Origin of the sequence: Pseudomonas sp. E45-MNA-CIBAN-0222 (assembly GCF_040310405.1) — a bacterium.
Classification (GTDB): Bacteria; Pseudomonadota; Gammaproteobacteria; order Pseudomonadales; family Pseudomonadaceae; genus Stutzerimonas; species Stutzerimonas stutzeri_AC.
On the sequence record NZ_JBEOPU010000005.1, the window covers coordinates 47,406 to 67,777 of the forward strand.

Sequence of the window (20,372 nt, forward strand, 5' to 3'; positions counted from 1 at the left end):
GCATCCATGCGGCTCATCCCCCTACGCAACACCTCGACTCGGCCTCCTGACGGGGAACGGAGTCCGAGTCGCCCGAGAGTCCTTTGGATTATTTATTTCTTCTGTACAAACCGGCAGGCGACACCAACCGCCCCTTTCAGGAGGGTGAGCGGAATCGACGTGGAAGGGGTTGAGCGGCATGGATGCCGCGAGAGCCGCGATGGGCCAGGGATGGCCCTTCGCGGCGTGCCCCTGGAATGGCGATGGAGCGAACGAACCCGGAGCGAAGCGCAGGGCCGGATGCAGGGGCAAGCCCTTTTGGTTCCTTTTGGGGCGACTGCCAAAAGGAACCCGCCCAGCAGGGCGGAACAGAAGGCTAGACATCTGCAGCCCCAACCCCTATGCAATACCTCTACTTGGCGCCAGCAGGAAAACAAGTCCGAGCTCAAGGGGAATACAAATCGACCACCCTTCAACCGGCACACAAATATAAACTAGCCAATTCACTTCAGCCCGCCCCCAGCGATGCAAGACTCGAAACCTAAGGATGCATAATGACAACAAATGAGAAGGCAGTAAGAAAACTGCCAAAGATTTTTAAAATTGAAGGTCTATCAGCAATCGCAGTAGTTTTTGCTCTATTCTTTACTAATGGCTACGTATACTTAGAAACACTAAAAAACCGGCTAGACGTCCCGATCAATCGCCTCGGATACTCAAGCCAGATCTATGCAGTATATGGCGGCGTGAGCTTTCTGGTAATTATCGCCGCCTCGCTCATAGCGCTCAGCGTGATCATGTTTGTAACTTACATAATCGCTCTTATAGAGAACCCTGAAAGCGAGACAAACAAAGACAATTTCATTAATAATTTAATCAACAAGGCAAGACACAAACTATCCAAAAGACACGCCAAGACAAAGCAATTTCTTCTCGCCACTCTTTTAACAATGCTTCTCGCAGCGCTACTTTATGGCTTATGGGACTTCACTGTATCCACGGCCGTTAAACGAGCAGAAAAGCAGGCATTTGAATTCGCAACCACCTGCACCGAGTCGGTTATCTCTCTAACGAATACTGATCGAGTCAAAGCATGCATAGCCGGCGAATCCGACGACATCTTGTATTTATTATTCAAAGGTAACTCAACAGATAAGAAAGCTGTATTTGAGACAGGAATGCTACCCAAGAAAAACTTAGAAATGACTCGGAAGCCCTCTAAGGATGGTCTGAAGTAGTCAGGTATTTCTGGCTGACTCCAGCCCTTGCCGATTTCAAAACGGTGATTCGGCTAAAAAACGATCAAATCATCCCCTATTTCCGGATTTATAGCCGGCGCGAGCACCTCGCGCCGGCCATTTCCCGCATTACAGACGCACCTCTCCTGCATTCGTCAGCAAATGTCGGCGCGCCATCCACAGGTTCGACAGCGCGAACAGTGTCACCAACTGCGCGGTGTTCTTCGCCAGGCCACGGAAGCGTGTCTTCACGTAGCCGAATTGGCGCTTGATCACCCGGAACGGGTGCTCGACTTTGGCGCGCACCTGGGCCTTGGATTTCTCGATCTTGCGCTTGGCTTTGTACAGCGCACTGCGCTTACTCAGCTTCTTGTACATACTGCGGCGGGCCGCAATCTGCCAGATCACCTCCCGGCCTTCATGTTCCGGGCGTTTCTCTACGCCGGTGTAACCCGCGTCGGCGCCCACCATGTTTTCCTTTCCATGCAGCAGTTTGTCGACCTGGGTAACGTCAGCAACGTTGGCTGCCGTCCCCACCACGCTGTGCACCAGGCCAGACTCGGCATCCGCGCCGATGTGGGCCTTCATGCCGAAGTAATACTGATTGCCCTTCTTGGTCTGGTGCATTTCCGGGTCACGCTTACCGTCCTTGTTCTTGGTCGAACTCGGCGCATGGATCAGCGTGGCATCGACGATGGTGCCCTGGCGCAGCGACAGGCCCGATCGCCCAGGTAACCATTGATCACCGCCAGAATCCCGGCCGCCAACTCGTGCTTCTCCAGCAGGCGACGGAAATTGAGGATGGTGGTTTCGTCGGGAATACGCTCTAGGTTCAGCCCGGCAAACTGGCGCAAGATTGTGGTCTCGTACAGCGCCTCCTCCATCGCCGGATCGCTGTAGCCGAACCAGTTCTGCATCAAATGTACGCGCAGCATCGCCATCAGCTGATACGCCGGACGACCACCTTCACCCTTGGGGTAGTGCGGCTCGATCAGGGCAATCAAACCCTTCCACGGCACCACCTGATCCATCTCGATCAGGAACAACTCTTTGCGGGTCTGCTTGCGCTTGCCGGCGTGCTCGGCGTCGGCGAAGGTCATTTGCTTCATCGGGAAACTCGGGCAACGGGATCGGCGTATTTCACCAGATTCGGGAAGTCTTTTTCAGACCATCCCTAATATCGTTGAGGAGTAGTTCGGGTCGGATGGGACGCAAAAAGCATCCGCGAAGCTACAACTCACACAACCCACCCGGCACCTTCATTACCCACTCCCTAACCGCCCGTACCGTCGGGTCATCCCGACGGCTCTCCGGATAAACCAGATGAAACGGCTTGCCTTCCATCTCCGGCCCGAACGGCTGCACCAGCCGCCCTTCCCTCAGTTCATCTTCGATCAGCTGCCGACTCATCAACGCCACACCCTGCGCGCCGATGGCGGCGGAGATGGCGTGGGTTTCGTCGGAGAAGACCAGCCCGGCGCTCACATCCAGCCCCGGCACGTTGGCGAGCTTTTGCCACGACGCCCAATGAATCGGGGCGGATAACGCAGCTTGCGCACGGAAGTGAATCAACGGGTGTCTGGGCAGCTCGGCCATATCCCGCAAGCCGAGGTGCGGGCTGCAAACCGGGACGAAGGTGTTGTCGAACAGCTTCTCCGCCACCACCCCCGGCCAACGGCCGTCGCCGTAGCGGATGGCGATATCCGCCGTGACGCCATCCAGCGCGACCGGTTCATGGGAGGTGTGGAAGCGCAGGTCGATATTCGGATGGGAATCGCGCAGCAGGCAGACCCAGGGCACCAGCCAGCGCACCGCGATGGCCGGTGTGGTGCTGAGGGTGATCGCCTGGCGGCAGGGCTTCGCGCTGAGGCGTTCGACCGTGGCGCTGATGCTGTTGAACGCGGCTTCCAGCGTCTGTTGCAGCTCGCGCCCCTGGTCAGTCAGTTCCAGTTTCCGAGGTTTGCGCAGGAACAGCGCCACACCGAGGGATTCCTCCAGCGAACGAATCTGGTGGCTGATCGCCGTGGCCGTGACGGACAGCTCCTCGGCGGCCTGCTTGGCGCTCTCGTGGCGGGCGGCGGCTTCGAAGGCCCGCAGCGCAGAAAGCGAAGGTAACCGGCGGTGCGCCATGGCTGAGTTTCTCTCATCTGTAGTTGGAAGAAATGGTCGTTTGTCGCTCGCACAGCCTAGCCCTAGGCTGGATTTACCGCGAACGACAGATGAATTTAATCACAGAGGAGAATCATCATGACGCACCTTCTGCACCTCGATGCCAGCGCCCGCCCCGGCCTTGCCGGCAAGGACGAGCACGGTTCCCACAGCCGTAACCTCACCCACCGCTTCGTCAGCCAGTGGGCGGCCCGCCGCGCACAGGACGGCATCGTCTATCAGGATATAGGCCAGAACCCGCCTTCGTTTATCAGCCATGACTGGATCGCCTCGAGCTTTACGCCGGAAGAAAGCCGTGAGCCGTGGATGCGGGACACGCTGGCGGAAAGCGACCAGCTGGTCGATGAGCTGATTGCCGCCGATGTATTGGTCATCGGTACGCCGCTCTACAACTTCGGCATGCCCGCGGCACTGAAGGCCTGGATCGACCAGATCGTGCGCCCGGGCCGGACGGTTGAGGTCGACGAAAGCAAACTGCCTGATCCGTACGTGCCGTTGCTGGCGGACCGGCCACGGCATGCGGTCATCCTAAGCGCCCGCGGCGGCATCGGCTTTGGTCCTGGTGGGGAGATGGCGCACATGAATCACCTGGAGCCGAACCTGGTGACGGCACTCAATTTCATCGGGATCACCCGCATTCACCAGATTGCGATTGAAGGTCAGGAAACCGGTGGCGAGGTACTGGCCGCCTCGGTGGCCGAGGCGCTGCGCGAGGTGGATGCGTTGGTTACGGAGCTGCAGGCATCACTCGACACGCCCCCACTCCATACGCGGGCAAGGGAGGTGGAGCTCAATCAGGTGTAAGGCGGGCAATGCGTGGAAACGGCCTCGCTTTCCACGCTACGCTCCATGGGCGTGGCACCCAGTCGAGACAGCGGAGCAGACATGGCGAGCGACAAAGATTTCGTGCTGTATGTGGCGGAGCAGATTGGCCTGGGGAGCAGGCTGACGTACAGGAAGATGTTTGGCGAGTACGCCCTTTATCTGGATGAAAAGGTCGTCGCGTTCGTCTGCGACAACAGCCTGTTCATCAAGCCTTCGCAGGCCGCCGAAACGCTTGCCCCGGACTTGCCGCAAGCGCCGCCCTATCCCGGCGCGAAGAACTATCCGGTGGCGGACGAGCTGCTTGACAACGCCGACGAACTCCGCCGCCTGGTGATCGAAACGGCTCGCCTCATGCCAGCACCTGTGCCACGCAAACCGCGAAAGAGAAAGCCAGACGCAGCCGCGACTTAGAGGCAGGCAGGATCTCTCGTAGCACCGATCACCATGCCGCTTACCCTCGCCTGACGCACACCGCCCGGTACAATGCCGCCATTTTCAGTACCGCCCCGGAGCGCCGCCATGTTCACCCTCACCCACCTCGACACCCCGCCGCCGGAATCGCTGAAAAGCCAGGTGCTGCAGATGGTGGTGGATTACCTCGGCGACATCAGCCCGGTATCGCTGCAGCCCAGCAACCCGCTGTATCAGCTGTACCAGTACGTGGTGGGTTTCGAGGTGCATCGCTATCTGGACAGCATGGACGGCGCGCAGGCCGGCAAGCCGGAACTGATCATGGCGTTGGATGCTGAGGACCCGGCGGTCCTGCTCGGCTTCGCGCTGTACTTGCCCTTTGTGGATGACCCGGAAGCCTGCGCGCTGGTCTATCTGGCGGTGGACGCCGGCCATCGTCGCCAGGGCATTGGCCGGGCAATGGTCGAGGCGATGGTGGCGCGCTATCCCCATGCCGAGGTGGCGTGCGTTGCAGGCAAGGTGCCGTACTTCCGCGCGCTGGGCTTTCAGCCATTGCTGGCGCGCGGCCCGCAGGTGGTGATGAATACGCGAAACGAGGCCTCGAACGGTGCGGTGGCGGTGCAGGATCTGGAGCCGATCTTCCAGTCCAAGGAAGTCCGGCAGATTTACAGCTACCTGGTGCAGCAGAACGGCCGCAGGGCGATGAGCGAGGCGGAGAAACAGCGCGACCGCCTGCTCGATCAACTGGCGCGCCAGGCGCAAGAAGTAGTGCAGCAATCGAGCGTTCGGCGTTTGCATTGATCGAGCGAGACGTCACCAGGCTCGGGTGATACCGAGCCCGCGCCTGCGCCATTACCATCCCGCGCGGATATACGCCGCGCCCTATCGAGCCGCGGTCCTTATCGCGGCTTACGCCAGGCGTAGCGCTAGCGTCCTGCCAGCCACTTGCCCAGCAGCCTGTCGAGCTGTTCCTGTTCGTCACGACTGAGCGAGGCAAGGGCCGTTTTTTCGTTCTCGACGTGGGCGGTCATCAGGCCGTCGATCAGAGTGAAGCCGGCTTCGGTCAGGGCAACCAGGGTGCCACGACGGTCCTCGGGGTTGGGCTTGCGTTCAATAAGCCCAGCACGCTCGAGGCGGTCGAGCCGGTTGGTCATGCCGCCTGAAGAAATCATCGCCGCTTCATACAGAGCGGTCGGGCTCAAGGCATGGGGCTCGCCGGCGCGACGCAAGGTCGCCAGCACGTCGAATTCACCGAAGTGCAAGCGGTGCTCATCAAAGAATGGCTGCAGCACATCTCGATTGAGCACCTGCGCCGCCTCGCCCAGTCGGCCAATCAGCCGCATGGGCAAGGTGTCCAAATCCGGCCGTTGCCGTTGCCATTGTTCAACGGCGAGTTGAGCTCTATCGATCACCGGATACCTCGTCTATTTATCTTGATGTTAAGATACTTATCGCAAAGACATTAACTGCCCACTTGGAGATTGCCATGCTTTCCGTTCGATCACCCGCGTCATCTTCACTATCGCGGGCCGGCGAGGCGTTACTGGCGGTCATGCTCGTCCTGCTGGTAGGCCTCAATCTGCGGCCTATCCTAGCGGCCATCGGGCCATTACTCGACGAAATCCAGGCCGCGACCGGTCTGGGCAGTGCCGGTGCAGGAGCACTTACCACCCTGCCCATCGCTGCCATGGGATTCTGCGCACTGGGCGGCGCCATGTTGCAGGCGAAGCTGGGCGAGCGTCGTGGCGTAGCGCTCGGGCTCACGCTGGTGGCGCTCGCCAGTGCCTTGCGCTGGGGTTCGCCTGGCGGCATCGGCCTGATCCTCACCGCCGCACTGGGCGGCGTCGGGATTGCCCTGGTGCAGGCGCTGATACCGGCGTACATCCACCGCTGCCATCCGCAGCGGACCAGCGCGCTGATGGGGCTCTACACCACCGGCATCATGGGCGGCGCTGCCCTCGCCGCTGCCAGTGCCGCGCCGCTGGCAGAACGATTCGGTTGGTCAAATGGTTTGGCATTGTGGGCGATTCCGGCCGTACTGACCTTGTCGATCTGGTGGAGCCTGGCGCGCCCGCCGGTCGCTACAGGGCGAGCCGTTGCCAGACCATTGCCGCTGAAATCGCCACTCGCCTGGCGGCTGTTGCTGTTCTTCGGCATCGGTACGGCGGCCTATACCCTGGTGCTGGCCTGGCTGCCGCCCTATTACACCGGCCTTGGCTGGAGCGCTGCGGACAGCGGCCTGTTGCTCGGCGGCATCAGCCTTGCGGAAGTGGGCGCCGGATTGCTGCTCTCCGCGCTGATCGGACGAATCCGGCAGCGGCGGCCGCTGGTGCTGGGTGTGTTGGCCGTGGTGCTGGCCGGGCTGTTGTGCCTCGCCCTTGCACCGCTGATGCTCGCAATTCCAACGGCGATTCTGCTGGGTGTAGGCATCGGCGCCCTGTTCCCGCTCTCGTTGATTCTAGCCATGGACCATGCAAGGGACTCGGCCGACGCCGGCTCGTTGCTGGGATTCGTTCAGGGTGGCGGCTACCTGATTGCCAGCCTGGCACCGCTGGGCGCGGGCCTTTTACGCGACCGCTTGGCGAGCCTGGCGGATGCCTGGCTGCTGATGGCCGTTGGCATCGTGCTGTTGATGGGCCTCGCCGTGCAGCTCACGGCGCCGTCGCGAGAGGCGCAACCGGCATGACGCAGCCGTATCGAGAACCTGATCAACCAATTGGCGATGATTAGGCGCAGTTCAGATACGGCTCGATATTGACGAGCGCTCGCGCTACGTAGTCCTCCTTCTCCCCTACCGGCGCGACGTAGTGCAGCGCCTCGGCTGCCGCATCGAGCCCAACCAGCCGTGCCAACGTCCAAGCCGCTAGATAGATGGACGCCAGACAGCCGCCGGCAGTTGCCAGGTTGTCGCGCGCGAAGAATGGTTGCTCCAGCACTTCGATACCCGCTTCCTGCACCCAGGGCTTGGTGGTGAGGTCGGTGCAGCCGGGAACGCCGTTCAGCAAACCCGCTTTAGCAAGCAGCAGGGTGCCCGAACACTGGGCGCCGATCAGCTGGCGTGCGGGATTGAGCCGCGCCAGCAGCTGCATCACTGCGACATCCTGAGCGATTTCACGGGTTCTGATGCCGCTGCCGACCAGCACGGCGTCGCAGGACTCGAGCTCTTCTAGACAAGCCTGTCGATACAGCCGCACGCCGTTCATCGAGGTAACCGTCTCGCTCGGCGAAGCCAGCGCCACACGCCAGCCCGGCCGCTTGATGCGGTTCAGGATGCCAAGCGCGATCAGCGAATCCAGTTCGTTGAAGCCGTCAAAGGTAAGAATGGCAATGTGCATGGCTGGGTCCAGCGCCAGTGAGTCGACCTATTCTCAAAGCGCGGCAGGCGCACGCAAAGGCACAGTCGGCAGCGGCGATACCAGTACAGTGTCTAAGGCTGGCCACAGGGCGAGAAGCGCTTGGGCACTCCACGGACCTGAACGAAGGGCCTGACTTTCGCTGCTAAATCTTCACGCAGACGAATATCGCGTTCCCGGATGCCTGGTCCCAGGGCACGATCTTCTCGTAGTCATGCTCGAGCACATGCACCTCGAAGTACCGCTCCAGCAGATCGCTCAGCTCGGCAAAGCTCACTGCCACCATCCTGTGTTCGTCGTGCCAGACCTGGCTTTCATTGCTGATGGTCTTTTCGATTCGCAGCTTCAGCCATTGCTGTTCCCCTTCACCGGGGTAATGCCAACCAGAGCTGAAGGTAAACAGGCCGTCCGCATGCCTGGCCGTGTGCGAGACGAATGACGCGTTGTCGATCCGGCGCTTGTCCACGGCGTTGAAGCAGAACAGCCCGCCCGGGGCCAGCGCGGCATGCACGCTGGCGATGCAGGCTTCGAGCCTGGTCAGCGCGGCGCTGTAATGGATGGAGTAAAGAAAGCAGGTGATCAGATCGGCCGGCTGCTCGACCGCAAAGCCACACATGTCCTGCAGGGAAAACTGCGCTTCCGGGCAGCGTGCGGCCGCTCTGTCCAGCATCGGCTGATTGATGTCGAGCCCGCCGCTGGTATAGCCGGCATCGATGAAATGGCGGACGTGCGGACCCGTGCCGCAGGCGAGGTCCAGATGCCTCGTCCCGCCGTTGCCGAACAGCTGCTGCAACCGATGAACGCAATGGCTTTGTGCGCGATAGTCGATGTCGGCGCACATGAGATCGTAGTAACCCGACAAGTCGGTATAGAGAGCATCGCCGGGCATGATGACCTGATGTGTGAGCAGGGGCGCTGGGGGCGCGCATATTATCCCGGCCGCCTGGAAATCGCCCGGCAATTACCGCCGAGCTAGTACAGCCTGCTGCCCTCATCCAGATACTCTGCGACCGTTTGCTCGCCTCTCTTCGGCGAGTCAGCCGAGCGAAACGACAGGCTGCCTCATGATTGATCGCGGTCGGGCTGGGGTGACCCAGCGAGCCTGTCCAGGCAAAGCTGCTCCATGCAGTTGGCCCAATCGATCATGCGATCCGCTTCAAGCTGCACCAGCATCGCGTAGCGGCGGCCGCCCCATACTGAAAGATGCAGCGCTTCCAGGGTTGCTGGCGAGGGACGCACCGGAAGGTCAGTCGCCGCATCGATGACTCGATGCCAGGCGCTCAACAGATCCTCGTAGGCCCGACGCTGATGCTTGGGCTCGGCCACCAGCGTTTCCAGTTCGAGCATGTCCGGATGGAACCAGGGCAGCTGTGGCTCGACTCCGGCAAGGGCGCGTACCAGTCGGCGGATGCGCTCGGGCCAGGCAAGCGCGGTTGGCGCTACCGCTTGCGCGTCAATCGCCTCGAGCAGCTGCTCGACGCAATAGCGCACGTAGCCCGAGTGCAGGGCGTGCTTGTTGGGGAAGTAGTCGTACAGGGTGCCGATGGCCACGCCGGCTTCGAGCGAGACCGCACGGGTCGTCAATCGAGCCCAGCCGTCGCGCTGCCATATCCGAACATAGGTGTCGAAAATCGCCTGAACGGTGGCCTTGGCGCGCTGCTGAGTGGGCCGTTTGAGCGGCTTGGCGCTCGGCAATCGTGTGCTCATGAAATCCGAACCCGGCGGTGAAACGAAAGGGATAGAGTCGAAGGCGTCCATTTTACGAACCCAAGGTGCCATCGATGAGCGTCATCCGCCAGTTGCAGAACAACAAGAAAGACATGCAGCAGACCCGCATTCAGACGCGACCGATGCCGGTGCTGAAAACCGGCGAAGCCCTGCTGCGTATCAGCCGACTGGCACTGACCACGAACAATGTCACCTACGCCGCGTTCGGCGAGACACCTCACCTGCGCTATTGGGACTTCTACCCCACCGGCGATAGCGAGTGGTTCCACATGCCGGCGTGGGGCTTCGCCGAAGTCGTGGAGAGCACTGTCGATGGCCTGACGAAGGGCGAACGCTTCTATGGCTTCTGGCCGATCGCCAGCCATGTCGTGATGCAGCCGGTGCGCGTCTCCGAGCGCGGCTTTTACGACGGCGCCGAACATCGACTCGAACTCACCTCGGCGTACAACCAGTACCAGCGCATCAGCAGCGACGCCGCCTATCGCGCAGAGAGCGAAAACTACCAGATGCTGCTGCGCCCGCTGTTCATCACCTCGTTCATGCTGGCCGATTTCCTCGACGACAACGCCTTCTTCGGCGCGCGACAGATCCTGATGTCGAGCGCCTCGAGCAAGACGGCCTATGGCACGGCATTTTGCCTGCAGGACAACCCGGCGGTGCAGCTGATCGGGCTGACTTCCGCAGGCAATACGGACTTCGTGCAGGGCCTGGGTTGCTACCGCCAGGCGTTGGGCTACGACCAGCTCGCTTCGCTGGACCCGAGCGTGCCCACGCTCTACGTCGACTTCTCCGGCAGCGCCGATCTACGCCGGCAGATCCACAGCCATTTCAAGGATGCGCTGGCGTACGACTGCTTCGCCGGGTCAGCCCAGAACCACGAATACAGAAAGACGGACGCAACGCTGGCCGGTCCGCAGCCACAGCCCTACTTCGCGCCCTATCAGATCAAGAAACGCAACGCCGACTGGGGTCCCGCCGAGGTAACCCGTCGCTTCAACGAGGCGCAGCTCGCCTTTATCGCTCAGGTGAGCGATGCGCAGCAGCCCTGGATGCAAGTGAACGAGCACGCCGGCCTCGAAGCGGCACAGGCGCTGGCCGAATCCTTGATCAAAGGCGACATCAATCCGCTGGCGGGCCACGCCGTGGTGCTCGACTGACCAAGTTTCGGTGCCGGACAGATAGCCACAGCGAGCGCGGCAGGTAGATGCGACTGACGTATATCGAGCCAATCGCTAGCCTGACTATCGGACTTTCTTTGCGGGAAACGATCATGACTGGCGACGAGATCGCTGATTGCTACCGGAGCTACATCGCCTGTTTGAACGGCAGGCGCTGGGCGGAGCTGGAGCGCTTCGTCCATGACGAAGTGCACTACAACGGCCAGTTCGTCGGGCTGGACGGCTATCGCCAGATGCTTGAGCGCGACGTTCGGGCGATCCCCGATCTGCAGTTCAATATCGGGCTGCTCATCGTCGAACCGCCTCATGTGGCGGCCCAGCTGCGTTTCGATTGCACACCCACAGGCGAACTGTTTGGCTTTGCGGTGAATGGCAAGAACGTGGTCTTTACCGAAAACGTGTTCTACGAGTTCGATATGGGAAAGATCAGGAATGTCTGGTCGGTTATCGATAAGGCCGCGATTGGCGATCAACTCTGATCGCGCGATGTCAGCCGCTGGCGGGTCATAAAAACGTTGGTTTGGATTGGCTGCCGCTGCCGCCGTCGCGACGTGCTTCTCGGCGGCAGTTGATCCAACGTGCGAGCAAAGCTCATTCCCTGACGGTGCCACGCGGGCCATCACCCGACCGGACTCTGCCGTATACTCGCGCGTTTCCGCGCGAGTCCCTTCCATGAGCCGCCCCTCGTGAGCAACAAACGCTATGCCTGCATCGGCCTGAGCAACCCGAAATCACCATCCAACGTGGGGGCGATCATGCGTGCCGCAGGCTGCTATGGCGCCGCTTCGGTGTTCTACACCGGCACCCGCTACGACCGAGCCAAGGACTTCGTCACCGACACCAAGAAGGTCCATCAGGACATTCCGCTGATCAACATCGACGACCTGCGCAAGATTCTCCCGCTCGGCTGCGTGCCGGTTGCGGTGGAGCTGGTCGAAGGCGCCCGCTCGCTCCCCGAGTACACGCACCCGGACCGCGCGCTGTACATCTTCGGTGCCGAGGACGGCTCGCTGAGCAAGGAAATCCGCGACTGGTGCGAGGACGTGGTGTACATCCCCACCAACGGCTGCATGAACCTCGCCGCGACGGTGAACGTGGTGCTCTACGACCGCCTAGCCAAGGGCAACAACACCCGCTCAGGGCCGCAGTTCTGATCGAACGATGGATGCGCAACGCGCCACGCGTGGACAACGCTTCGCTTGTTCGCTGAAGATGACAGCGATCGACCCAAGCGTCGCCGGCCACGTTCGAATCCGGCGACTTCCGCATCCTCGACTTCAAGAGCACAGCATGAAAGCACTTCCGATTCTGGGCGTTGCCCTCGCACTCTTGGTCCCCTCGGCCTATGCCGAGGAGCTGCAGGTGACCCTCGACGGCCTGCAACACGACAAGGGCCAGGTGGCCGTGGCGGTATATTCCAGTGCGAAGACCTTCCGCAAGGACGACCAGGCCTTCGCCGCGCAGAAGGCCAAGGCCGAGCAGGGAGCCGTGACACTGGTATTCAAGGACCTGCCGCCCGGACGCTACGCGGTGCTGGCCTACCATGACGAGAACGACAACGGCGAGCTGGACCGCCGTTTCGGCATGATCCCAACGGAAGGCTACGGGCTGTCGAACAATCCCAAGGTGATGGGCCCGCCGTCCTTCGAGGACAGCGCATTCGAGGTGCCCGCCGGCGAACCCACCCGAGTCACGCTGGAGATGCGTTACTAACGAGACAACCCGGGAAACCACGTGGAAAAGGCTTCGCCGTTTTCCACCATACCGACGCCGCATCCATGTCCGCGGCTGAACTCAGCGGCAGTTGCCGGCACAGCCGCCGCGGGCACATGCCGGCGCTTCCGGATTCTTCAATACGCGGCTGTTGACCACCCCGGCAGCCGTCATCATTTTGGTCACCGGCGCGTCGTCCGGAATGTTCGAATCTTCGGCCAGCGCGCCGGCCGCGCGCAGTTCGCCCCAGGTTTTCGGCCGTAGCGCCATGGCATGGCGAACTTCATAAACCTGACCATTGGCTTCGCAGCGGTAGTCGTAGGTTGGCATGGTATTCCTCTCGCGATAATTCGGTGCCGGCAGCCCGTGCTGACAGCCGCGGGCTGTCTGCTGCACACGGCCGCACTCGTAAAGCACTGTGCTTTTCAGCAGCGTCGTGAGCGGCTACGGAAACCGCCGGCACGTACTGGCTATGCCGATTTCATCATCACCAGCGCGAAACCCACCACGATGCCAGCCAGGGCAATCAGCCAGCCGATGCGATGGGCGCGGTTCTTCTGGGCTTGGCGGACGGGGTCTACGGGCTTTTTCTTTCTCACGATTCACCTGGCTCTGGAAAACACGCTGCTGCCGCTTGGCGCTCACGCCTCTCGGCGCAGCGCGCCTTTTTAGGCCGGGCGGGTCGAATTGTCCAGTGGATGAACATTCACGTGAGGTCACGCCTGGCCGGCGTCTAGCCGAGCGGGCTCTGATCGGCTTCCGGTTGGTCGTTCGAATCGGTTCCTGAATCGTTTTCGCCCGAGTCCGGCACATCGCCGTACTCGTCGTAATCCGGCGGGGTCAGGCCATCCTTGAGTGGGTCGTCAGGATCGATCATGGCGGTGGTCCTCTGGTAACAATGGTCTTTGGTGACATTGCCTTGGAACCCGACGGCAGACCGAGCGTTTCGTCAGCCCCGTACATCTCGATGTGCGGTCCGTGCGCACCGCCAATCGCGCAACACAGCAGCGCTAGGATCGATGCGCTCCCGTCAGGGTCTCGATGATGCGGCACTCGCGGACCGATGATTCGCTGCAGCCCGCCAGGCGCTGCAGTTCCGCTTCGAGCCGCTGCAGATCGGCGATGCGCTGGCGCACTTCGATCAGATGCGTCTGCACCAAGCGATCGACATCGGTGCAGGCATGCTCGGGCTGATTCGCCAGCTCGACCAGGGTGCGAATCTCGTCAAGGGTGAAGCCGAGCTCGCGCCCACGCTTGATGAAGCGCAGCTGCTCCGCGTCCCGCTCGCTGAAGGTGCGATAGCCGGATTCGGTGCGCGACGGTGCCGCAAGCAGCCCGATGCGCTCGTAATAGCGGATGGTCTCCACGTTCACTGCCGTGGCCTTGCTGAGTTTTCCGATGGTAAATGGCATCGCTTGACCCTGTAGTGGCTACAGGGTTTAGCGTAGCGCCATCGACAACTGGAGGCGATGCCATGGCGGGAAATTGTTGCAGCGGCGTTTGCACCACCACGGCGGCACGCGGACGCTATCGGCGCATTCTCTGGATTGCGCTACTGATCAATCTGGTGATGTTCGGCGTCGAGATCGGCGCGGGCGTACGTTCCGGATCGGTCTCGCTGCTGGCCGACTCGCTGGATTTTTTCGGCGATGCGGCCAACTACGGCGTCAGCCTGTTCGTGCTGGGCCTCGGGGTGGCGATGCGGGCGCGGGCGTCGTTGGCCAAGGCTCTGACCATGGGTCTGTTCGGTGTATTCATCCTGGTCGTCGCCATCGGCAATTTCATCGATGGCAGCGTGCCGCATGCCTCGACCATGGGCGTCGTCGGCGTGATCGCACTGCTGGCCAACCTTGCTGTGGCGGCCATGCTCTATGCCTACCGCGAAGGCGACAGCAACATGCGCAGCGTGTGGCTATGCAGCCGCAACGATGCGCTGGGCAATCTCGCCGTCATGCTGGCAGCGCTCGGCGTATTCGGCACCGGCGCCGGCTGGCCCGACCTGATCGTGGCGACGATCATGGCGTTGCTCTCGATCAGCGCGGCGGTGCAGATCACCCGCCAAGCCCTGGAAGAGTTGCGATCCGAAAGAATGCTGGTCAGCGATGCGGAGCGACGCGCGTGACCGCAAGGTCACGCGGGAGCAGGCCTCTCGCCACAGGGCCTGGATCGCTCACAGAGAAACGCTACCGGTGCCGTGCCGTCGGCATTCAGCTGGTAGATCTCGCGCGGCCTGCCCTGCTCGTCCAGCACCAGCAGGCCGATGCCCGAGCCGTTCCATAGCCGTTCGCCGGCGTTGCTGCGGTCCGGCACCCGCGGCACGACTTCCAGCCTGCGGCGCTTGGTCAGCCAGTTCAGTGGCGACCAGGGCGCGTAGAGCCAGCGGTTGAGGCGGTCGAACCAGTCCAGCAGGCGCCGCGGGAACTCGTTCTTCACACCGCTGCTGGTGATCTGCCATAGCTGAGGCGCCGTATTGCGACCGCGAATGTGCACTTCGTAGACGAAGGAGTAATGCACGTCGCCGGACAGCACCACGTAGTTTCCCGGCGTTCGCGTGTGGCGGAAGATGTTCATCATCACGCGGGCGGCGCCGCGATGGGCCATCCAGTTCTCCGCATCGACCAGCAACGGCTGACCGGCCCAGCTGAACACGCGCTGCACCGCCTCGATCAGCTTGACGCCGAACATCGGTGCCGGCGAGACGATCAGCACCGACGGCTTGTCGAGGATGTTCTGCTGGAACTCGCTCAGCGCTTCCCAATCCATCAGGCCTGACGGGCGACTGAGGTTGCGCTCGCTGCGCCAGCGCCGGGTGCGCGTGTCGAGCACCACCAGCGGCGGATCGGTGGGCAGCTCGTAGCCCCAACCGTCGAGCCTGAACAGCACATCGATCAGCTGATCCTGCGCCGCGCAATCCAGCCAGCCATCGCTCGCCGTCGCCAGCAGCTCACCGAGCGGCACCAGCAAGTCGGCAAACCGCTTCGGCTCGTTGCCCCAGGCCTGGCATAGCAGGTAGGCGAGCAAAGCGTTGCCGATGATGCGTCGCGACAGCGGATGGCCGTAGGCGGTCTCTTCCCAGCGCGCGGAGAGATTCCAGTCATCGGTGATGTCGTGGTCATCGAAGATCATCAGCGACGGCACATGAGCCAAGGCGCGGGCGACCTTCGGCAACCCATGGATGAAGCCTTGCAGACAGCTTTCTTCGCAGCGATAGCGCTCGGCATGGGCAGGTTCGAGCGCGGGTATTTGCGGAGCAATCAGCGACCAGGGCGTCGGCGACCAGACGAGCAGGTACATCGCCATGACTTCGCCCAGGCTGATCAGATGGTTCTGCCCGTTGGCGGTGGTGAACACCGGCTTTTCCACGCCGCCGAAGAAGCGCTCGCGCAGCGCCTCGTTGGACTTGAACGCAGGCAACAGCTGCTCGCGCCGGTAATAGCTGGCGGGATGGGTCATCAGCTCATCGCTGTCGCTTACCACCGCGCCTTCGAGCTGTTCACCATAGAGCCCCAGCCGGCGCACCAATGCATGGATCGCCACCAGCATCGGCCCCGCGACATCATCGGCATAGACCTGATCGCCCGTCATCAACAGCACGGCCGGGCGCTCGGCCGGCTTGTTCAGCACGTCACCCAGCAGTTCATCGACGCACAGCAGGCCATCTGCCGCGGCGTGGTGCGGCTTGCGGCAGGAACCATGCAGCACACGATCAAGGCGAGACTTGATGACGAAGCTCGGCCGCGTCGCGCCGTCGAAGAGCAGATGCGGCGCCCAGCCGGCGATGCCCTGCTCCACTGCGCCATCGTGGATGCGCAGGTCGTACTCGATCAGGCAATCGGTGGGCAGCGGTGCGTCCGGCACCAGATGAATCAGGTGTACCACCGCGTGTCTGCCGATGGGCAGGCGCTGGCAGCTCAGCTCGCCGAGCGACACGCACTGTTGCAGTCCGACCGCCGGGCTTTCCAGAATCAGCGACAGCTCGAGCGGCCGCGAGCCAACCAGCCAGAGCGTCACAAGGCCAGGTTCGGTACGCCGCAATAGCGGGCCCGCCAGCACGGCGGGCAGTTGCTCAGGGGTAGGGATATCGGTCAAGGGCAACCCTGAAGATGGGAACAGGTTTGTCTGACAGCGCGCTGGCGCGATCGCTCACCAAGCGAGCCAGCCACGCGGGCGAATCAGGGCGCGCCGAACATCGCCGTCCAGTAGATGGCCGCGTCGCTCTGCGGATCGACCGCATAGGCGGCGCCAAGCTCGCTGAACTGAGGGTTCATCAGGTTCGCGCAATGCCCAGGGCTGGCCAGCCAGCCGTCCAGCACCTTGCGCGCGGTCGGCAGTGCCGCAGCGATATTTTCGCCAACCTGCCTGCCGGCGTAACCCGCCAGCTCGGCGCGGTCGCCTGGGGTGCGGCCGTCCTCGCTCAGATGACTGAAGAAGTTGCCATTGGCCATGGCCCGGCTGTGGGCTTCGGCGGTGCTGCCCAGCGTCTCGTTCCAGCTGAGCGGACCGGCTGCGGCGAAGTCCTGCTTACCGCAACGCCGGGCGGAGGCACGGGCGGTGTTGATCTGCTCCAGCAGCTTCTGCCCTTCGGCCTGCCAGTCACCCAGCCGACCATCGAGCAACGGCCGCGCCACCACGACGCGCCAGTCACGGCCGTTGCGACTCACACCGATATCGGCGAACTGCGGATCGAGGATCACCCGGCAGAAGCTTTCGTGCAGCGCCTGCATTGCGGCCTGGGCATCCCGCGGGCCGGAAAGCGTGATCGCCTGCACGGTCACCATCGGATAGCCCGCGCGGGACAGCGCCTGCTGCAGGTCGCCTGCGCCATCGACCGGCAGATTCAGGCGCGAGTCGGCGGTGAGCGGCGGCAGCTCTTCGCTCGCCTTGTCGCCACAGCGCTGCACTTCGCCACGGTAGGCATTGATCGCCTCGACCAGCCGGGCCTCCTCGGCCACAGCGGCGCCAGCAACGCACAAGGTTGCGATCAGCAGGACGGATGACAGAACACGCATGACAGTTCTCCAGCAAAATCCCTGACGGAACGAGGCGCACCGGCGCAGAAGTGAAGCGCCATGGTGCGCGACGCTGCCACGCTTGTCATCTCCGCGCAGGCACAACGCCACTGGCTGTGCGCATTGCGCTGGCTTGGCTATGATCGAAAGCCATGAATAGCCTGCCGCCGCTCCGCCCATCCTGCCCGCCCGGCACCTGCACCTGCCGGCGTGACGAGCTACTGGAAACATCCGGCGGCGACGTACGCATTCTCATGCTGACCCGTCACGAGGAACGCCGCTTGCTCGAACGCCTGGAAAACGTGCAGAGCCTGGACGATCTCGAGCGCGTGCAGCAACGCATGCGCGACCAGCTCGGCATCCGCATGACCGTCGCCCCTGGCCACAACGAAGTGCGCAGCATGCGCGGCATCGCCATCAAGTTCGCCGAACAGCCCGGCCTCTGCCGCAAAACCCGCCCGGCCATCGCCGCTGCCGTGCGCCGCGGGCTGGAGAAACAGCCGGAAATCGCCTGGCGCCTGCTCGATGCGCACGACCTGCTGGGTGGGCTTTGACAGCATCGCCACGCCGCCAGCCTGACTCGATGAACGATCCTTCCCAAGCACCGGTGTAGCAAGGCCTACCAAACGCTCGAGTGACTTGAGTAGCAGCGGGCCGTTTGTCTCCGCACACCGCGGTTGGCCCGGCGGCCAGTCCCAAACCGGCCGCAAGCCATTACAATGCGCGACTTTCGATTCAAGTCCGGTCCGCGCCAATGTCTCTTCCCAAGCACCATCTCGAACTGCTCGCCCCTGCCCGTGACGCCAGCATTGCCCGCGAGGCCATCCTGCATGGCGCCGATGCGGTGTATATCGGCGGCCCGAGCTTCGGTGCGCGGCACAACGCCGAGAACAGCGTGGCGGACATTGCGGAGCTGGTGAAATTCGCCCATCTGTTTCATGCACGGGTGTTCGTCACCATCAACACCATCCTGCATGACGACGAGCTGGAAGCCGCGCGGGCGCTGATCCACCAACTGTACGAGATCGGCGTCGATGCGCTGATCGTGCAGGACATGGGCATCATGGAGCTGGATATTCCGCCCATCGAGATCCACGCCAGCACCCAGACCGACATCCGCACGCTGGAACGGGCCAAGTTCCTCGACAGGGCTGGCTTCTCGCAGCTGGTCCTCGCCCGCGAGCTGAACCTGCAGGAAATCCGCGCGATCTACGACGAAGTGGATTCGACCCTGGAGTTCTTCATCCACGGCGCGCTGTGCGTGGCGTTTTCCGGGCAGTGCAACATCAGCCACGCGCAGACCGGGCGCAGCGCCAACCGTGGCGACTGCTCCCAGGCCTGCCGCCTGCCCTACACGCTGAAGGACGATCAGGGCCGCGTGGTGGCCTTCGAGAAGCATCTGCTGTCGATGAAGGACAACAACCAGAGCGCCAACCTGAGCGCCCTGGTCGACGCCGGCGTGCGTTCGTTCAAGATCGAGGGGCGCTACAAGGATGTGAGCTACGTGAAGAACATCACCGCTTACTACCGCCAGCGCCTCGACGGCATCCTCGACGAACGCCCTGACCTGGCCCGCGCCTCCAGCGGCCGCACCGATCACTTCTTCGTACCGGACCCGGACAAGACCTTCCACCGCGGCAGCACCGACTACTTTGTCACCGACCGCAAGATCGACATCGGCGCCTTCGATTCGCCGACCTTCACCGGGCTCGCCGTGGGCGAAGTGCTCAAGGTCGGCAAGCATGACCTGACCGTGCAGACCCGCGAGCCGCTGTCCAACGGCGACGGCCTCAACGTGTTGATCAAACGCGAGGTGGTGGGTTTCCGCGCCAGCGTGGTCGAGCCGCTGAAGCAGTTCGAGGAAGACGGTCAGTCGCGCTACGAGTACCGCGTCGAACCCAACGAAATGCCCGCCGCCATGCGCCAGGTGCGCCCGAACCATCCGCTCAATCGCAACCTGGACCACAACTGGCAGAACGCGCTGCAGAAGACCTCCGCCGAGCGTCGCATCGGTGTACGTTGGCTGGCAAAATTGCGCGCCGATGAGCTGGAGCTGCACGTCACCAGCGAGGAAGGCGCCTATGCCACGGCCACCCTGCCCGGCCCGTTCGGCGGAGCGAAGCAGCCCGAGCAGGTGCCCGGCCAGATCGCCGACCTGCTGAGCCAGCTCGGCACCACCATCTACCACGCCGAAGAAGTCGAAGTGGATGCACCGCAGGCCTTCTTCATCCCCAACTCGCAACTCAAGGCGCTGCGCCGCGAAGCCATCGAGGCGCTGGGCGAAGCGCGCGAAGCGATCCGTCCGCGCGGCGGCCGCAAGCCAGTCAGCGTGCCGCCGCCGGTCTACCCGGAGTCGCACCTGTCGTTTCTCTACAACGTCTACAACGAGAAGGCGCGCGCCTTCTATCACCGCTATGGCGTGCAGCTAATCGACGCGGCCTACGAGGCCCATGAGGAAACCGGCGAAGTGCCGGTGATGATCACCAAGCACTGCCTGCGCTTCTCCTTCAACCTCTGCCCGAAGCAGGCCAAGGGCGTCACCGGCGTGCGCACCAAGGTCGCGCCAATGCAGCTGGTACACGGCGACGAGGTGCTAACCCTGACCTTCGACTGCAAGCCTTGCGAGATGCACGTGGTAGGCAAGATGAAGGGCCACATCCTCGACCTGCCGCTGCCGGGCAGTGCCAGCAACGTGGTCGGGCACATCACGCCGGATGATCTAATGAAGACCATCCGCAACAAGCCGCACGCCTGACGTCCATACATCCG

24 protein-coding genes are annotated in these 20,372 nt (G+C 62.5%); 12 read left to right on the forward strand and 12 right to left on the reverse strand.

Going from position 1 to position 20,372, the window contains the following annotated elements; translation table 11 throughout:
• Positions 1–533 precede the first annotated feature (533 nt).
• Positions 534–1,217, forward strand: coding sequence for a hypothetical protein (locus tag AAEZ08_RS08970; protein WP_500124118.1), 684 nt, complete (start codon positions 534–536; stop codon positions 1,215–1,217).
• A gap of 129 nt (positions 1,218–1,346) precedes the next feature.
• Here the strand turns inward: AAEZ08_RS08970 and AAEZ08_RS08975 are convergent.
• Both AAEZ08_RS08975 and gcvA read right to left on the reverse strand, forming a co-directional pair.
• Positions 1,347–2,326, reverse strand: a protein-coding gene (locus AAEZ08_RS08975; protein ID WP_500124119.1) for an IS5-like element ISPst5 family transposase whose coding sequence is annotated in 2 segments (ribosomal slippage) — positions 1,347–1,954 and positions 1,954–2,326 — 981 coding nt in all. Because the reading frame shifts where the segments join, the coding sequence is not laid out codon by codon here.
• A gap of 121 nt (positions 2,327–2,447) precedes the next feature.
• Positions 2,448–3,347, reverse strand: coding sequence for a transcriptional regulator GcvA (gene gcvA / locus AAEZ08_RS08980; RefSeq protein ID WP_500124121.1), 900 nt, complete (start codon positions 3,345–3,347; stop codon positions 2,448–2,450).
• 117 nt (positions 3,348–3,464) lie between these two features.
• Here gcvA and AAEZ08_RS08985 point away from each other — a divergent pair, with 117 nt between their 5' ends.
• The 3 genes from AAEZ08_RS08985 to AAEZ08_RS08995 all read left to right on the forward strand — a co-directional run bounded on the left by AAEZ08_RS08985 (position 3,465) and on the right by AAEZ08_RS08995 (position 5,423).
• Positions 3,465–4,190, forward strand: coding sequence for an FMN-dependent NADH-azoreductase (locus tag AAEZ08_RS08985; protein ID WP_427702317.1), 726 nt, complete (start codon positions 3,465–3,467; stop codon positions 4,188–4,190).
• 81 nt (positions 4,191–4,271) lie between these two features.
• A complete protein-coding gene (locus tag AAEZ08_RS08990) occupies positions 4,272–4,622 on the forward strand; it encodes a TfoX/Sxy family protein (RefSeq protein WP_427702318.1) in 351 nt (116 codons plus the stop codon).
• Positions 4,623–4,730: 108 nt separating this feature from the next.
• Positions 4,731–5,423: a GNAT family N-acetyltransferase gene (locus tag AAEZ08_RS08995; protein ID WP_500124122.1), complete on the forward strand. Its 693-nt coding sequence runs from the start codon at positions 4,731–4,733 to the stop codon at positions 5,421–5,423.
• 125 nt (positions 5,424–5,548) lie between these two features.
• Here AAEZ08_RS08995 and AAEZ08_RS09000 read toward each other — a convergent pair whose 3' ends face one another.
• Entirely contained in the window at positions 5,549–6,034 is a 486-nt protein-coding gene (locus tag AAEZ08_RS09000) for a MarR family winged helix-turn-helix transcriptional regulator (RefSeq protein ID WP_180983308.1), read from the reverse strand.
• Between the two features lie 140 nt (positions 6,035–6,174).
• Between AAEZ08_RS09000 and AAEZ08_RS09005 the strand changes: the two genes are divergently transcribed.
• On the forward strand, positions 6,175–7,308 hold the full coding sequence (locus AAEZ08_RS09005; RefSeq protein WP_500124214.1) for an MFS transporter: 1,134 nt from the start codon (positions 6,175–6,177) through the stop codon (positions 7,306–7,308).
• Between the two features lie 40 nt (positions 7,309–7,348).
• On the opposite strand, the gene AAEZ08_RS09010 is transcribed toward AAEZ08_RS09005, so the two are convergent.
• The 3 genes from AAEZ08_RS09010 to AAEZ08_RS09020 form a co-directional block, all read right to left on the reverse strand.
• Complete coding sequence (locus AAEZ08_RS09010; protein ID WP_102820505.1) at positions 7,349–7,957, reverse strand: DJ-1/PfpI family protein; 609 nt, start codon at positions 7,955–7,957, stop codon at positions 7,349–7,351.
• Positions 7,958–8,120: 163 nt separating this feature from the next.
• Complete coding sequence (locus tag AAEZ08_RS09015; RefSeq protein WP_500124215.1) at positions 8,121–8,864, reverse strand: class I SAM-dependent DNA methyltransferase; 744 nt, start codon at positions 8,862–8,864, stop codon at positions 8,121–8,123.
• 173 nt (positions 8,865–9,037) lie between these two features.
• Complete coding sequence (locus tag AAEZ08_RS09020; RefSeq protein WP_500124123.1) at positions 9,038–9,682, reverse strand: TetR/AcrR family transcriptional regulator; 645 nt, start codon at positions 9,680–9,682, stop codon at positions 9,038–9,040.
• 74 nt (positions 9,683–9,756) lie between these two features.
• Between AAEZ08_RS09020 and AAEZ08_RS09025 the strand changes: the two genes are divergently transcribed.
• From AAEZ08_RS09025 to AAEZ08_RS09040, 4 genes are all read left to right on the forward strand, one after another.
• Complete coding sequence (locus AAEZ08_RS09025; RefSeq protein ID WP_500124124.1) at positions 9,757–10,860, forward strand: DUF2855 family protein; 1,104 nt, start codon at positions 9,757–9,759, stop codon at positions 10,858–10,860.
• Between the two features lie 113 nt (positions 10,861–10,973).
• On the forward strand, positions 10,974–11,360 hold the full coding sequence (locus tag AAEZ08_RS09030) for an ester cyclase (protein ID WP_003281466.1): 387 nt from the start codon (positions 10,974–10,976) through the stop codon (positions 11,358–11,360).
• A 207-nt stretch (positions 11,361–11,567) separates the two neighbouring features.
• On the forward strand, positions 11,568–12,035 hold the full coding sequence (locus AAEZ08_RS09035) for an RNA methyltransferase (RefSeq protein ID WP_003281467.1): 468 nt from the start codon (positions 11,568–11,570) through the stop codon (positions 12,033–12,035).
• A 136-nt stretch (positions 12,036–12,171) separates the two neighbouring features.
• Positions 12,172–12,594: a DUF2141 domain-containing protein gene (locus tag AAEZ08_RS09040; protein ID WP_312723590.1), complete on the forward strand. Its 423-nt coding sequence runs from the start codon at positions 12,172–12,174 to the stop codon at positions 12,592–12,594.
• 81 nt (positions 12,595–12,675) lie between these two features.
• Here the strand turns inward: AAEZ08_RS09040 and AAEZ08_RS09045 are convergent, their stop codons facing one another.
• From AAEZ08_RS09045 to AAEZ08_RS09060, 4 genes are all read right to left on the reverse strand, one after another.
• Positions 12,676–12,924, reverse strand: a complete 249-nt coding sequence (locus AAEZ08_RS09045; RefSeq protein WP_181066708.1) for an FmdB family zinc ribbon protein — start codon at positions 12,922–12,924, stop codon at positions 12,676–12,678.
• A gap of 140 nt (positions 12,925–13,064) precedes the next feature.
• Complete coding sequence (locus AAEZ08_RS09050) at positions 13,065–13,193, reverse strand: hypothetical protein (RefSeq protein WP_023445530.1); 129 nt, start codon at positions 13,191–13,193, stop codon at positions 13,065–13,067.
• 134 nt (positions 13,194–13,327) lie between these two features.
• Positions 13,328–13,471 carry a hypothetical protein gene (locus AAEZ08_RS09055; protein WP_014819973.1) on the reverse strand — a complete coding sequence of 48 codons (144 nt, stop codon included), beginning with the start codon at positions 13,469–13,471 and terminating at the stop codon, positions 13,328–13,330.
• Between the two features lie 133 nt (positions 13,472–13,604).
• The gene (locus tag AAEZ08_RS09060; RefSeq protein ID WP_003281478.1) at positions 13,605–14,006 is read right to left on the reverse strand and encodes a MerR family transcriptional regulator; all 402 of its coding nucleotides are present in this window, start codon (positions 14,004–14,006) and stop codon (positions 13,605–13,607) included.
• Between the two features lie 62 nt (positions 14,007–14,068).
• On the opposite strand from AAEZ08_RS09060, the gene AAEZ08_RS09065 reads away from it, so the two are divergent.
• Entirely contained in the window at positions 14,069–14,716 is a 648-nt protein-coding gene (locus tag AAEZ08_RS09065; protein ID WP_003281480.1) for a cation efflux transmembrane domain-containing protein, read from the forward strand.
• Positions 14,717–14,724: 8 nt separating this feature from the next.
• Here the strand turns inward: AAEZ08_RS09065 and AAEZ08_RS09070 are convergent, their stop codons facing one another.
• Positions 14,725–16,647, reverse strand: coding sequence for a metallophosphoesterase family protein (locus tag AAEZ08_RS09070; RefSeq protein ID WP_500124216.1), 1,923 nt, complete (start codon positions 16,645–16,647; stop codon positions 14,725–14,727).
• A 119-nt stretch (positions 16,648–16,766) separates the two neighbouring features.
• On the reverse strand, positions 16,767–17,603 hold the full coding sequence (locus tag AAEZ08_RS09075; RefSeq protein ID WP_058065671.1) for a CAP domain-containing protein: 837 nt from the start codon (positions 17,601–17,603) through the stop codon (positions 16,767–16,769).
• A 152-nt stretch (positions 17,604–17,755) separates the two neighbouring features.
• Here AAEZ08_RS09075 and AAEZ08_RS09080 point away from each other — a divergent pair, with 152 nt between their 5' ends.
• Both AAEZ08_RS09080 and AAEZ08_RS09085 read left to right on the forward strand, forming a co-directional pair.
• On the forward strand, positions 17,756–18,157 hold the full coding sequence (locus tag AAEZ08_RS09080) for a hypothetical protein (RefSeq protein ID WP_500124125.1): 402 nt from the start codon (positions 17,756–17,758) through the stop codon (positions 18,155–18,157).
• A gap of 200 nt (positions 18,158–18,357) precedes the next feature.
• Positions 18,358–20,358, forward strand: coding sequence for a peptidase U32 family protein (locus AAEZ08_RS09085; protein WP_500124126.1), 2,001 nt, complete (start codon positions 18,358–18,360; stop codon positions 20,356–20,358).
• Positions 20,359–20,372 lie beyond the last annotated feature (14 nt).